12 protein-coding genes are annotated in these 13772 nt (G+C 34.4%); all 12 read left to right on the top strand.

What is annotated here, in order from left to right:
- Positions 1 to 2307, top strand: coding sequence for a GumC family protein (locus ADIARSV_RS08200; protein WP_040299534.1), 2307 nt, complete (start codon positions 1 to 3; stop codon positions 2305 to 2307).
- 95 nt (positions 2308 to 2402) lie between these two features.
- Entirely contained in the window at positions 2403 to 3773 is a 1371-nt protein-coding gene (locus ADIARSV_RS08195) for a lipopolysaccharide biosynthesis protein (protein ID WP_016194991.1), read from the top strand.
- Positions 3774 to 3874: 101 nt separating this feature from the next.
- Complete coding sequence (locus tag ADIARSV_RS08190) at positions 3875 to 4627, top strand: DUF5672 family protein (protein WP_152439811.1); 753 nt, start codon at positions 3875 to 3877, stop codon at positions 4625 to 4627.
- A gap of 8 nt (positions 4628 to 4635) precedes the next feature.
- Complete coding sequence (locus ADIARSV_RS08185; RefSeq protein WP_040299528.1) at positions 4636 to 5916, top strand: hypothetical protein; 1281 nt, start codon at positions 4636 to 4638, stop codon at positions 5914 to 5916.
- Positions 5913 to 6839 carry a glycosyltransferase family 2 protein gene (locus ADIARSV_RS20495; RefSeq protein WP_016194987.1) on the top strand — a complete coding sequence of 309 codons (927 nt, stop codon included), beginning with the start codon at positions 5913 to 5915 and terminating at the stop codon, positions 6837 to 6839. The genes ADIARSV_RS08185 and ADIARSV_RS20495 overlap by 4 nt, the downstream gene beginning before the upstream one ends.
- Positions 6840 to 6919: 80 nt before the next feature.
- Positions 6920 to 8053: a glycosyltransferase family 4 protein gene (locus ADIARSV_RS08175; protein ID WP_016194986.1), complete on the top strand. Its 1134-nt coding sequence runs from the start codon at positions 6920 to 6922 to the stop codon at positions 8051 to 8053.
- Entirely contained in the window at positions 7998 to 8789 is a 792-nt protein-coding gene (locus ADIARSV_RS08170; protein ID WP_083936544.1) for a WecB/TagA/CpsF family glycosyltransferase, read from the top strand. Before ADIARSV_RS08175 ends, ADIARSV_RS08170 begins: the two co-directional genes overlap by 56 nt.
- A 241-nt stretch (positions 8790 to 9030) precedes the next feature.
- Positions 9031 to 10041 carry an NAD-dependent epimerase/dehydratase family protein gene (locus ADIARSV_RS08165; protein ID WP_016194984.1) on the top strand — a complete coding sequence of 337 codons (1011 nt, stop codon included), beginning with the start codon at positions 9031 to 9033 and terminating at the stop codon, positions 10039 to 10041.
- 10 nt (positions 10042 to 10051) lie between these two features.
- Positions 10052 to 10417: a cupin domain-containing protein gene (locus ADIARSV_RS08160; RefSeq protein WP_016194983.1), complete on the top strand. Its 366-nt coding sequence runs from the start codon at positions 10052 to 10054 to the stop codon at positions 10415 to 10417.
- Between the two features lie 285 nt (positions 10418 to 10702).
- Positions 10703 to 11656 (top strand): NAD-dependent epimerase/dehydratase family protein, encoded by a 954-nt coding sequence (locus ADIARSV_RS08155; protein ID WP_016194982.1) that lies wholly within the window; start codon positions 10703 to 10705, stop codon positions 11654 to 11656.
- Between the two features lie 75 nt (positions 11657 to 11731).
- The gene (locus ADIARSV_RS20490; protein WP_016194981.1) at positions 11732 to 12871 is read left to right on the top strand and encodes a glycosyltransferase family 4 protein; all 1140 of its coding nucleotides are present in this window, start codon (positions 11732 to 11734) and stop codon (positions 12869 to 12871) included.
- A gap of 83 nt (positions 12872 to 12954) precedes the next feature.
- Positions 12955 to 13772, top strand: an 818-nt coding sequence (locus ADIARSV_RS08145; RefSeq protein WP_040299524.1) for a GHMP family kinase ATP-binding protein, incomplete at its 3' end; no start/stop codon positions are given.

The following is a 13772-nucleotide window of genomic DNA, read 5'->3' as shown; positions in this document are numbered from 1 at the left end:
ATGATGCAGAATTCCACCAATCTACTAGGTTCAAATACAGTTGTGCATCAGAAAAGTAAAGGTTTTGATATTAAGCACACTCTGGTCGAAGTTTTTACTCACTGGCGGATATTAAGTATCACCTTACTATTAGCTCTGGCTGGTGCATTTCTATATCTGCAAGTTGCAAAACCTGCTTATGAAATTAATGCTACGATATTAATTAAAGATGAAACAAGAAATCCCAACCAGCAATCAGTACTCCATGAGCTTGATTTAACGCAGTCGTTAAAAATCGTTGAAAACGAAATAGAGATTATTAGATCAAAACAGCTGATCGGGCAGGTAATCAACGACATGCAATTATGGGTAGTTTATCAGCAAAAGAAAGGATTGTGGTATAAAGATATTTATAAAACTAATCCGGTCAAGTTTACGCTCATCAAAGCAGGGCATTATAAAGTTGCGCCAGAGGTTGAACTAAGCTTAAAGGATAAAGATTCATTCTATTTAAAATTACCAGGTGGAGAGAAGAAGGAATACGCTTATAATTCAGCAATTACAAGTAGTTGGGGAACCTGGAAACTTGCTTTAATTCGAAATTCTTATCCAGATGAGTCTAAAGATTTTAGAATAAAGATATTGGATCAGGGGGCGCTGGCTTTACAATACAGGAAGGCAATAGATGTTAATCTGGTTAACAAATTAACGTCGGCGGTAAGCTTAACTATTAAAGATCAGATAGAACAACGAGGAATTGATTTTCTTGATCATCTTATTGTAGTTTACAATACAGCATCTATGAACTATAAACAACGCGAAGCTCAAAAGGCTTTACAGTTTTTGGATGATAGACTTGCCTTGTTATCAGGTCAGCTGACTGAAGCAGAAAAGAATTTAGAAGGTTTTAAAAGTAGTCAGGCAATGCCTGATATCAGTTCGGTAACTAAAGTTGATCTTGAAAACCAACAAACCAACGACAATCGTTTAAATGAAGTTGATGTTCAATTAAGTGTAATCAATGGGATAGAAAGGTATGTTAAAACCCCTGGAAATCATGGTAAATTGCCTGCCACATTAGGAATTGTAGATCCTGGTTTAAATAGCTTAATTGAAAAATTATCAGATCTTCAGCTAGAGCACGATAAGCTTTCGGCGACTACACCGGAAACTAATCCAGATTTTGAAATCATTAATAAGCAAATAGCGACAACCAGAGGAGCACTAAGAGATAATGTAAGTAATATAAAATCATCTTTACTAAATCAGAGGGCCAATTTAGAATCACGTAATGCACGTTTTGAATCTTCAATTAAGAATATCCCTGTTCAGGAGCGTCAATTCGTTAGCATTAAAAGACAACAATCCACTAAAGAAAATCTGTATATCTACCTCTTGCAAAAGCGAGAAGAGGTTTCTGTAAATTATGCCTCTACATTGGCTAATGACAGGGTAATTGACCAGGCTTATTCTGAAGGTAAAACGTGGCCTAATGTGCCATTTATAATTGGAATTGCAATCATGCTAGGATTGGGATTACCTGCAGCATTCTTTGTAGCGAAAAATATTTTAAGCAATAATATATTAACAACACACGAAATATATGCAGCTACACCCATTCCTATCTTATCCGAGCTTTCCTTTCAAAAAAGCAAACAGCTAATTGGCTTTAATTCTGAAAGCACTTTTGCCATTAATGAACAATTTAAATCATTGCGTACCAACCTCTATTACCTTCAAACAAATAATAAAAGTGGTAAGGTAACTTTAGTAACGTCAAGTGTTCCAGGTGAGGGTAAAAGCTTTGTAAGCGTTAATTTAAGCAGTGCATTAGCATTTTCAGGTAAGAAAACAATAATTCTGGAAATGGATCTGCGCAAGCCGAAGTTTGTTGATCTATTTAAATTACCGTCAACTCATCCAGGCGTAACCACTTATTTAAATGGAAATTGCAGTCAAGAAGAGATTATTCAAAGCTCAGCTACACTGCCTCATCTGAGCATTATAACATGTGGTCCGGTATCCCAAAATCCACCAGAGCTATTAGAAAGTTACCGACTGGAAGAATTAATGGTTTACTTGAAAAATAATTATGAACACATCATCATTGATAGCCCTCCAATGCGTCTGGTGACTGATGTATTGTTGCTTACCCGCTTTGTTGATGTAACCCTGTATGTGGTTCGGCAGTCCTATACAAACAAGGCAGAACTGGATTACATCAATACACTCAATGAGCAGCAGCGCTTACCAAATGTGAATATTATATTCAATGGATCCAGTAGTACAAACTATGGATATGGGTATAAAAAATACGGGTATTCCTAAGCGCTATTGCAAAGGAATTACATAAACGAGAATCACCTCCTCTCAACTTGTGCGGAAAGACAAATAGAGATTCAAACGGACAAAAAGCACATAAGATGATCCTTAGTATATTCAGCAAAATACCTATTAGAACAAGCCGGACGAATAATTTATTGTACAATAGTTTTATATCTTCCTTTTTTAAGATCTTCTCTATATCAGTATCCTTTATTCTGGTCCCTTTATGTTTAAAAGCAGTAACAGCAAAAGAGTATGGTATTATTTTAACTATAACTTCTATTGTAAATTGGATCTCCTTCTTTGATGTAGGAATTGGGAATGGATTACGTAATAAATTGGGAAAATGCATTGCTGAAAACAAAAAGGAATTGGCAAAGAAATATGTAAGTACAGCGTATTTTTTTATCACACTGATTTTTTTAGGTGTGCTGGTTATTTACAGCTGTCTGGCTCCCTTTATTAACTGGTATTCGTTTTTAAACTTACAAATGGTTGACGTGCATAATTTAAACCAATGTATGTATGTTATTATTGCTTTATTTATTGTTCGGTTTATATTACAGCTTATAAATGTGGTTTTACTGGCTGATCAAAAGTCCTACCTGAGCGATTCTATACTTCCAATATCCAGCTTTATCACATTAATTATTATTTATATTTTTTATACTTTAAATATCATAAGCTTCTACATTATTATATTTTGCATATGTGGTGTCCCTGTTTTGCTATTGATGATCTATACTTTTATTCTCTTTAGAACCAAATACAAATGGTTATCGCCTAAAAGAAGTTATATAGATTATAAATTAAAAAATGATTTATTAGGATTAGGTTTTCAATTTTTCTTATTACAATTAATAGCAGTCATCATCTTATCAACATCAAATTTCTTGATTGCTAATTTGTATACGATGCAGGATGTAACTACTTTCAACATTGTTTCTAAATATTATGGCAGTACTTTACTTGCCTTTAATATTCTACTCACACCATTATGGGGCGCATACACAAATGCCTGGTACCAAAAGGATTATAAGTGGATAAAAAACACGATAATAAAGATGACCTTAATTAATATTCTTCTTTTATTTGGCAGTGTTATTCTATTTTATCTTTACGCTCCTGTATTAAAATTGTGGTTGGGTAATGTCATATATGTCACTCCTATATTCGTTGTTTCATTGATCATGTATAATTTTCAAATTGGATTTAATGATGTCTTTTCTTATTTTCTAAATGGAATAGGAAATATAAAATTGCAGCTCTATGCTGCTGTCTTCGGAGGCGTTGTCAATATTCCATTAACTATATACTTAGCTAAAAATACAGATTGGGGGATAGCTACAATATGTATAGCCAATATACTGTGTATGATCCCTAGCTCATTAATTCTTTCCATTCAATCATACCATATACTAAAAATCAAGATGGCAGAAAAAGTTACTGCTGATCTAACAACTGTATAATATTTAACAGCAAAATAAGCCATATGAGTTTAGGAAATGTTTATCCTGGAAAAGTTGCCATAGTAATTCCTGTATATAAACCCTTTGAAACGTGTTCCGAAATGGAAATAAAATCACTTAAAAGGGTATCTGAGGTATTGAGCGGGCGACCTATTATATTTATGCATGGCGTACAATTCAATCCAAAAGCATATTTAGATTTCATGGCTCCCCTTGAAATCAAATGTATCCTATTTCAAAAAAAATATTTTAACGGACATAGTAGTTATAATAGATTATGCTTATCAAAGGTTTTTTATGATAGTTTTTTAGATTTCGATTATATTTTAATTCATCAATTAGACGCATTTGTCTTTAATGATGATTTAGATTACTGGTGTAATCAAGGATACGATTATATTGGGGCACCATGGTTTAAAGGAACAAATCAACCTTCCTTCCCCCTTGAGTTTAATGGTTCAGGAAATGGCGGATTTTCATTAAGAAAGGTACAGTCATTTCGAAAGATTGCTAGCAAACGTTATTTTGTACAATTTCACAAATTGGCACATTATATAAATAATAAATACAATCCTAAAAAATATCCACTACTACAAGACAACATTCTGGCCAATACAGCTATTAAATATATTAGGAATTTTGTTGGTTGGGAAGATGAGTTCTATGGAAGAGTGGTTCCAAAATTTTTTCCATGGTTTAAAGTAGCTCAACCTCAAACTGCAATGAAATTCAGCTTTGAAGTGATGCCGGATGAGTTATTCAAAATGAACAATAATCAATTACCTTTTGGTTGCCACGCATGGGAGACTTATAACCGATCCTTTTGGATCAAATTTATTGAAGCATATTCTTGATCATCAATATGGAGAATATTACAAGAGATACAGACCAATTAAGTTTCGAGAACTGCTATAAACACATCTTAGTATTTGCATTGCTTTCCACTTCCGGGTTTCCTCTTTTTCAAGGAAAAACAGGTGATATCATCACATTAATACTGGCTATGGGGGGATTTGTGTTTTGGAGAAAAACGATCACAGGAAGGTTTTATTTGTTAATCAGCACTTTTTGTCTGTTATTGCTTATTCAAACTTTATATTTTGGAAGCATGTATATTACCACATTTGCCTATCAAAGTATGCTGATTTTTGCGGGTGCTTTTAGCATTGCTACATTAGGAATAGACTTCGTATACATCTTTCAAAGGTTAATGTTGTGGTTCACTGTTATTGCCCTGGTTCTGTTTATTCCTATTTTAATTAATTTCAATATCTATAATTTCTATATCAGCAAATCACCTATTCATTATGAAACAGAAGTCATGTTTTATAATTTTAAAAGTGTTGCTCACAACATCTTCTTTTTAAATTTTCCTGGCGATTTTTTAATGCTGGTAAGAAACAGCGGTCCATTTTGGGAACCAGGTGCCTTTGGTGGATTTCTTGTCTTGTCAATCATGTTTAACGTGCTGTTAGACAATAAAATGTTTTCCTGGAAAAACTGCATATTAATGTTAGCTATTATCACGACGTTTTCGACCACAGCCTACATCAGCATTTTAATATTTATCATGCTCTACTATTACATTAAAATCAAATCCATGGTGATGAAACTATTCACCTTATTATTTGGTGCCGTAACCTTCGTCATCTTGTTCTTTAGCCTGAGTTTTCTGGGGAAAAAGATTCAGATTGAAATTGATAATATTCAAATAGATGTATTGTTGAAAGGTGGAGACACGCGAATGGCTAGTGCGTATTTAGATATCAAAGAGTTATTTGAAAAGACGGTTTACTTATTATTCGGCAGAGGTTCTCATCCAATGACCCGCATTGGAACAGTTGATAAAGAAGTATTAAGAAATAATGGAATAACCGATCAATTAGTGCGCCTGGGAATCCCTTGTTTCGTCTTTTACGTCGCTATGCTCAAAAAAGCATTTGAACAAGTTAATCAATTCGGAGCTCAACAAAAGTGGATAGCCTCCTGCGCTTTGATTACGATCTTAGTTTTAGCCTTTAGTGAGACCTATTTTCGGTTTAATTTCTTTTGGGCATTATTTTTTCTAAGCTCTATAGATCTTGATTTCACAAATCAATCCATAAAATTTACCCCAGATAAGCCTTTAATGCAAACAGCATGAATAATCAAAAGTCAATTGTATTAGTTATACCTATCTATAATAGAATAGAAGTGACCAAACAAGGTCTTGCTCACATCATAAACGCGGTTAACTATTACAAGGAATCATCAGCTAATTTATATGGAGTAGATATTATTGTAGTAGACGATGGGTCAAGTGATGGTAGCAAAGAGTGGATTAGTCTTCATTATCCTCAGATTCATATTGTGGTTGGTTCGGGAAATTTATGGTGGACAGGAGCCGTCAATATGGGAATTCAATATGCGCTTGATAACTATTCTGATTTAAAGGGTATTATCTTGCAAAATGATGATATAGTCATAGAACCAAATTGGATCTTCAATTATATCCAAGCAATTGATGCCAATCCTCAGGCTTTAATTGGCTGTGCAACTTCAGTTTTAGACAGCAAAAACATGATTCTATATGGAGGACGATTAATGCATCATTGGTTTGCAAAAGAAAAGAAAATAAATCAAGGCACAAACCGAAGTATCCTAGGGGTAAATTATACCGTATCCTCATTTGATTTGTACGGAAGAGGATTGTATATACCTTATGCTGTTTTTAGAGATTTGGGTCTATTTAATAACAAGAGGTTTAAGCATAGGGGTGATATGGATCTACCTTTAAGAGCAAAAAAAGCAGGGTACAAATTATTAGTTTCCTATGATGCCATCGTGTATGAATTACCTCAGCATGCCTATGATCTGGATGGTAAGCAACGACTTACTTTCAAGGAAGCTTACACCTTGCTTACCGATTTTAGATCATCTTATGCGATTAAACATCTTTACTATTATTCAGTGATTGCTACTAAAGATGCCTTTCATTTTGTACCCTTTTTTATAGGTAATTTTTATTTTCATCTTAGGACCATTAGTTGGCGGGTTTTTAAGAATTATCTATTAAAGTCTAACTAAATAATTGTACAAAAATTCGATACCGCCTGGTTTCCTATTTCCATCTGATTAAGTACCTCATTCCATTAAACGCCAATTTCATGTTTAAAATTTTGATTACTGCTCCTTCTTTAAATGAGAATACAAATATCAGTGGCATCTCCAGTTTAACAAAAACTATAATTACAAATAACTCAGCTTATCAACACTATTTTCATTTTATAATAGGTAAAAAAGATTCAGAAAGTAAAGGATTAAAATGGCTCCTGAATCAACTCAGTTTATTACCACGTTTTGTTCTCTTTACACTTAAACATAAAATTGATATCATTCATTTAAATACAGATTTAACACCATTTTCCATTTTGAGAGACTGTTCCTTATTACTTACAGGAAAGTATCTTTTAAGGAAGAAAATACTTCTTCATATCCATGGTGGGTATTTTCTTATGCGTCCTCCTGGCAAGCATTCCATATTTTATTATTTAATAAAATGCATGTTAGTAAATGCATCTTGTAGAGCTGTTTTAAGTGAGGTTGAGAAGGACGAAATTTATAAAGCATATCAAATTCAGTGTTCTGTAATGCCAAATGCGGTTAAGCCATGTAAAGAAATTGAGCAAAAAGATTTTTCTAAAAAGCTGACTTTCTTTTTTATGGGGAGAATGGTGAGATCTAAAGGAATCTTTCAAATAGCCCAATGCTTAAGTGAATTGACATCATATTTTAATGTATTGGAGATTCATATATATGGTGTAGGACCTGATCTTGAGGAGTTTTTAAAGCAACTTTCCTCTATTAAAGGCTTACAGTATAAATATGGAGGCATTGTAAGGGACATGAAAAAGATTCAAGTGTTTCAGAAATCACATATTTTCCTTTTACCCTCATTATTTGGAGAGGGTTTACCGATGGCAATGCTTGAAAGTATGAATTATGGATGCGTACCCGTGGTATCTAACGATGCCTCAATGGGAACTGTAGTCAAAAATGGCTTTAATGGTTATCTCACTGAAAAGGCCAGTCATGCCAGCTTAAGCGAAAATCTTATCAAAGTCTTAACTAATCGTGATGAGCTTAAAGAATTAAGTACGAATGCCAAGCAGACTATCGATAGGTCTTACAATCTGGAACATTATATAAACAGTTTGAATCAATTATACAAAACACTAATAGATAATGATGAATCAAGTAAATTTTTTAGGGATAGGGTTAGACCCTATCACGTACGATGAATTATTTAAGAAGATTGATACATGGAAATTAGATAAAAAAGGTCGATCGCACCATATTGCATGTATTAATGCTTTCAATGTAGCTCTCGCTTTAAAAAATGAAAAATTAAAACGAATCTACAATTCTGCTGATGTTGTTGGAGCTGATGGAATGCCATTCGTCAGATGGATTCGTATGATAAACAGACAAAGTTGTGATCGTATAGCTGCTCCGGATACGATCCTAAAGCTCGCTGAGCATGCAAAAAAAACAGATTACACCTTTTACCTCTATGGTGGTGCCCCTGATGTATGTGTAAAAATGAAAGAATTTTTATGTGAAAAATTTCCACATATAAAAATTGTCGGACATTATTCGCCACCATTCAGGGAATTGTCTGAAGCTGAAGATGAGGCTATTGTCAATGAAATCAATAGATTGGCACCAGATATAGTTTGTGTTGGGTTAGGCACACCTAAACAAGATTATTGGATAGATGAGCATCTCTATAAAATTAATGGTTCGGTGCTTATTGCATCCGGTGCAACATTTGATTTCTTTGGCGGAAGGATAAAAATGGCACCAGATTTTATTAGAAAATCTGGCTTTGAATGGGTACATCGTTTATTAGGAAAAGATTTTAAAAGACTATGGAAAAGATATACTATAATGTACGTCATATTTTTATATAACTTTCTATTACAAAAATCCGGATTAGTTAAATACAACTTATCAAGTGTAAAACACTCTGACTAATTCATAATAACATTTGACTGATGGTTTTTAACGGTCAGATTTAATTATAATATGGAATAACATCCCATCAAAGAACATTAATATTAAATACTTTTAGCTAAGAGGCTTGATCAATTAGTACAAGACTGTATATCTCAGCAGTCATTTATGTTCCTCAAATTCTACTATATAACCTGCTAACCAATTAAATAGCATTACAAGGTTTATAACAAAACAATTAAATTATCAAAACTCAATAAAAATGGAAGTAAAAACGGCAATTGTTTGCGGTGCTGGCGGCTTTATAGGCGGGCATCTGGTTAACAGATTAAAGAGCGAAGGCTACTGGGTTAGAGGTGTTGACATTAAAGAAAATGAATATGGCAATACGAATGCTGATGATTTTGTTGTAGGAGATCTTCGTGATTATCAATTATGCCAATCACTGTTTGATCGGCCAATCACTGAAGTTTATCAGTTGGCAGCAGATATGGGAGGTGCAGGATACCTATTTACAGGTGATAATGATGCTGTGGTTATGCACAATTCTGCACTTATCAATCTGAACGTTGCTGAAGCGAGTCGATTAAATAAAGTAAAAAAGATATTCTATTCTTCCTCTGCTTGCGTATACCCCGAATACAATCAAATGGATCCTCAAAATCCAAAATGTACAGAAGATACGGTTTATCCTGCGGCTCCCGACAGCGAATATGGATGGGAAAAGTTATTTAGCGAAAGGCTATTCCTCTCTTTCCAAAAGAACTATGATATAAGCGTCAGAATAGGTAGATTTCATAATATTTTTGGACCTCAAGGTACATGGCAAGGTGGAAAGGAAAAAGTTCCTGCTGCAGTATGCCGTAAAGTGGCCGAAGCTGAAGATAATGGCGAAATTGAAATATGGGGTGATGGACTTCAAACCAGGTCATTTCTATACATTACTGAATGTGTAGAAGCGGTGCGTAGATTGATGGAAAGTGACTTTATGGGACCTGTAAATATTGGTTCCGAAGAAATGTTATCTATTAACGACCTCGCCATTATGGTAGCTGAAATAGCCGGCAAAACTATCCGCATCAAAAATATCCCTGGTCCTGTTGGAGTACGAGGTAGAACATCGGACAATCATTTGATTAGCCAAAAGCTTAATTGGGCTCCATCAAGACCTCTATTAGAAGGGTTAACTCAAACTTATCAATGGATTGAAAAGAATGTAAATGCAACCCGCAATCCTTCGAACGAAAATCAGGTTTTAGATACAGCTGTTTAATTGGGAAAAGGTGTTTATACATTTAGATGTTGATGAAATCATACCCGTATCCACATCACACGCTGTTGGTCTAAAAAAGATTTTAGCGCAAGGCTCAGATCAACCGGTAAAACTTAAACAAGTAGCATTTGGAAAACTCTTGCCAGGTCAGAATGTGCCAATTCATGTTCACCCTGATATGGACGAAGTCTATTTTTTTCAGAATGGATATGGTATAGCTAAAGTAGATGATGTGGTGTATGATTTAAAGCCTGGTATTTTTGTATATATACCTGCTGGAAGTAAGCATGATATTTCATGTAGCACAACACCCTTGGAATTCTTTTACTTTGGTTTAGAAAATATAAATGAGGCGAACACTTTACTTCATCCATGATTTTATTTAAATAATTATTTCGTCCGTGATGTTAAAACATTCATGAATAAGTAGTGGCTTACAATGATAATACAAAAGGAATAAAGCCTTCTGTATTATCATTGTAAGCCTTAGTTTCCTGAGTACTGTTTTATTCTTACTCTTATATGCCATCAGCGATTGCATAAAACAAAGGCAATACCACCAAGCTTACGTTGACAATATAAAGCGATCGTCACATCAGACCAATCATATGAGTACCGCTCTTAAACATACCAATAAAGTATGTTTAATAATTTAATAAATATGAAACCTAAATCAATCGTTGTCACAGGAGGATCTGGCTTTGTTGGCTCCAATGTAATTAAAAAGCTCAATGCAAGTGGAGTCAATGAAATTATCATCATTGATAACTATGATGAACAAAAGTTTTTAAATATCAAAGACTGTAATTTCATAGATTACATCTCCTATAAAAGCAGTTTGCCACAGATAGATGAGCAGCTTAAAGGACATAACGTAGGGGCTGTATTGCATATTGGTGCCAATGCTGATGTACTGGTAAAAGATGCAGAAGTAATGCTCGTTAACAATTATGAGCATTCTAAATATTACCTCAATTTCTGTCTTGAGCGCACAATTCCATTAATTTATGCATCCAGTTCAGCAGTGTATGGAAACTCAACAAATTGCATAGTAGACAACGATTTTGAACATCCTCATAATGTATATTCATGGTCTAAATGGATGTTCGACAAGTATGTGCTAAACAACATGACTTCCTTTGAAAGCCGGGTTATTGGGTTAAGATTCTTTAATATTTTCGGAATTGGAGAGGCCCATAAAGACAAAAATGCCAGTTTACCTTATCGATTTCACTCATTTATTAAACAAAAAGGCTTTATTGACTTGTTCGATAAGGAAATTAAACGCGACTATGTTTGGGTGGAAGATGTGGCAAATGTGATAGTAGAAATCCTAAACGATAACAGTATCACAAGTGGTATATATAATTTAGGATCCGGTAATCCAATTTCGCATCGAGATCTGGCACAAATGGTAATCGATGTATTTGTGGAGAGGGGCATAACGAAGCCAAACAATCACTTAATTCAATCTATTCCTATGCCTGAAGACCTGATCAGCAATTTTCAATTCCACACTAAAGCTGAGGATTCAATGGATGTTGTAAAGAAATACACTTCAGGTAATGCGGATAAGATTAAAAAATATATAAATGATCTTATTGATCAAGGCTAACAAAAGCGACAATCAAACAACTTGATTCGAAGTACGCAGAGAGTTAATCAATTACATTATTCAACGGTATATAAAATGAAAGTTTTTTACTTATCATCCTCCGCCTTTTCAGATAATCAAATAAATTTACTTCACCATTTTCCTAAAGAATATGAGATTACCTATGGTGTAATTATTCCAAGCAAGAATTCAAATTACTCTGAAAAGGAATTGGCGGAGTATTGCAACCAATATCATATCAAACTTGTACCATTTCCGTTAAAATATCGCTTTAGAGATCCCCGGTTATTACATACCTATTACAAGATAATTAAAACCGTTAAAAAGGTCAACCCTGATGTTATTTTCGTAGCTAATTTTGATCAGCTTTATTTAAATATCCTCCTATTGCTATTGGATAAAAAACGGACCATCATTGCGATGCATGATGTTGTAAACCATAGCAAGACAGCCTTTAATCGATTAACCACTTTAGGAAAAAAGGTTTTGATTAATCGATTTGAAAAGTTTTTAACCTACTCACAACCACAAGCAAAAATCTTAAAAGAAATTTTCAATAAAAAGGAAGTCTATTGTATTCCATTACCATTAATTGGATTTGGGGAACTTCCTGAGGTGAAAAAAAAGGAAGGCATAACATTTCTCTTTTTCGGGAATATTCTACATTACAAAGGACTTGATTTGCTTTTAGAAGCAGTGAGTCACTTAGGTAATAAATATCACAACTTCAGATTACTTATAGCAGGGAGATGTCCAAACTGGGAGCAACAATATGAGCCTTTGATATTGAACAAAAATCAGGTATCAGCACAAATCGGATTTATTGAAAACCATCAGATCCCTTCTTATTTTGCCGAAGCAGATTATATTGTTCTGCCTTACCGGGATACCACACAAAGCGGCCCACTGATGATCGCGTATAACTATAATGTACCGATACTTGCCAGTAATGCCTCAGGTTTTAATGAATTCTTTGAATCAGGCACTTCTGGTTACATGTTTGATCTAAATAAACCCAATGATCTTGATCGCCTTTTAGAGGAAGCTATTCTAAGGGACCCTAACGATTATTTAAATTTAAAGAAAAAACAAGCGGAGTACACTAACGCACATTTTTCCATGAGTAAATTAGTTCAATCTTATCAACACATGTTTGACGATGTAGCAGAGCAAGGCTCGGGTCAGAAGATTAAATATGAAACAAGTCAGGGATAACCGTAAACTCAACCATATATGCAGTCTAATTCTTAGTCTTTTGCTTTAAACCTAATATCTTCATTTTTTCAAAATCCAATTTCATGATTATACGTTCTAGAGCTCCTCTAAGGCTAGGTCTTGCAGGTGGGGGGACAGATGTCAGTGCTTATAGCGATCAGTACGGTGGCGCCATTTTAAATGCTACTATCAACAAGTTTGCTTATGCTACCTTAATGCCATTAAAGCTACCTCAGATTGTGATCAAATGTCATGATATTAATGAACATCATATTTATGATAGTGTAGAAGAGTTTGATTTAAGTGATAATAAGCTGGTTTTAATTAAAGCAATTCATAACCGTATTAGAAGGGAATTCAACATAAAAGTACCCATGTTTTATCAACTGGAAACTTATGTAGATGCTCCTCCAGGATCAGGACTAGGGTCATCATCTACATTGGTAGTGGCTATAGTGGCGGCTTTTGCAGAATGGCTGGGACTTCCTCTAGGCGATTACGATCTTGCCCAGTTAGCATATAGCATTGAACGGGAAGATGTAGGATTGGCGGGAGGGAGGCAGGATCAGTATGCAGCAACTTTCGGAGGCTTTAATTTTATGGAATTCTATGCAGATCGTGTGGTTGTGAATCCTTTGCGGATCAAACAGAACTATATATATGAACTTGAATTTTCATTACTTCAATATTATACAGGTACATCCAGACTATCCTCTAAAATTATTGAAGCACAAGTAGAAAATGTATGCAAGCCAGGTGATAAATCAATTGAGGCAATGCATACCTTAAAAAAAATAGCCTATAACATGAAGGAGTCTTTATTACGTGGCCGATTAAATGATATAGGGAATTTGCTTAATGAAGGATGGCTCTCTAAGAAAGAAACAGCCGAGGAGATAAG

Origin of the sequence: Arcticibacter svalbardensis MN12-7, assembly GCF_000403135.1 — a bacterium.
Classification (GTDB): domain Bacteria; phylum Bacteroidota; class Bacteroidia; order Sphingobacteriales; family Sphingobacteriaceae; genus Arcticibacter; species Arcticibacter svalbardensis.
This window is presented reverse-complemented; position numbering and strand designations above follow the sequence as displayed.

Excerpts from the sequence above, each read along its gene's own strand:
- ADIARSV_RS08200 (WP_040299534.1), top strand. The coding sequence starts at position 1 with ATGATGCAGAATTCCACCAATCTACTAGGTTCAAATACAGTTGTGCAT.
- ADIARSV_RS08195 (WP_016194991.1), top strand. The coding sequence starts at position 2,403 with ATGATCCTTAGTATATTCAGCAAAATACCTATTAGAACAAGCCGGACG.
- ADIARSV_RS08190 (WP_152439811.1), top strand. The coding sequence starts at position 3,875 with ATGGAAATAAAATCACTTAAAAGGGTATCTGAGGTATTGAGCGGGCGA.
- ADIARSV_RS08185 (WP_040299528.1), top strand. The coding sequence starts at position 4,636 with ATGGAGAATATTACAAGAGATACAGACCAATTAAGTTTCGAGAACTGC.
- ADIARSV_RS20495 (WP_016194987.1), top strand. The coding sequence starts at position 5,913 with ATGAATAATCAAAAGTCAATTGTATTAGTTATACCTATCTATAATAGA.
- ADIARSV_RS08175 (WP_016194986.1), top strand. The coding sequence starts at position 6,920 with ATGTTTAAAATTTTGATTACTGCTCCTTCTTTAAATGAGAATACAAAT.
- ADIARSV_RS08170 (WP_083936544.1), top strand. The coding sequence starts at position 7,998 with ATGATGAATCAAGTAAATTTTTTAGGGATAGGGTTAGACCCTATCACG.
- ADIARSV_RS08165 (WP_016194984.1), top strand. The coding sequence starts at position 9,031 with ATGGAAGTAAAAACGGCAATTGTTTGCGGTGCTGGCGGCTTTATAGGC.
- ADIARSV_RS08155 (WP_016194982.1), top strand. The coding sequence starts at position 10,703 with ATGAAACCTAAATCAATCGTTGTCACAGGAGGATCTGGCTTTGTTGGC.
- ADIARSV_RS20490 (WP_016194981.1), top strand. The coding sequence starts at position 11,732 with ATGAAAGTTTTTTACTTATCATCCTCCGCCTTTTCAGATAATCAAATA.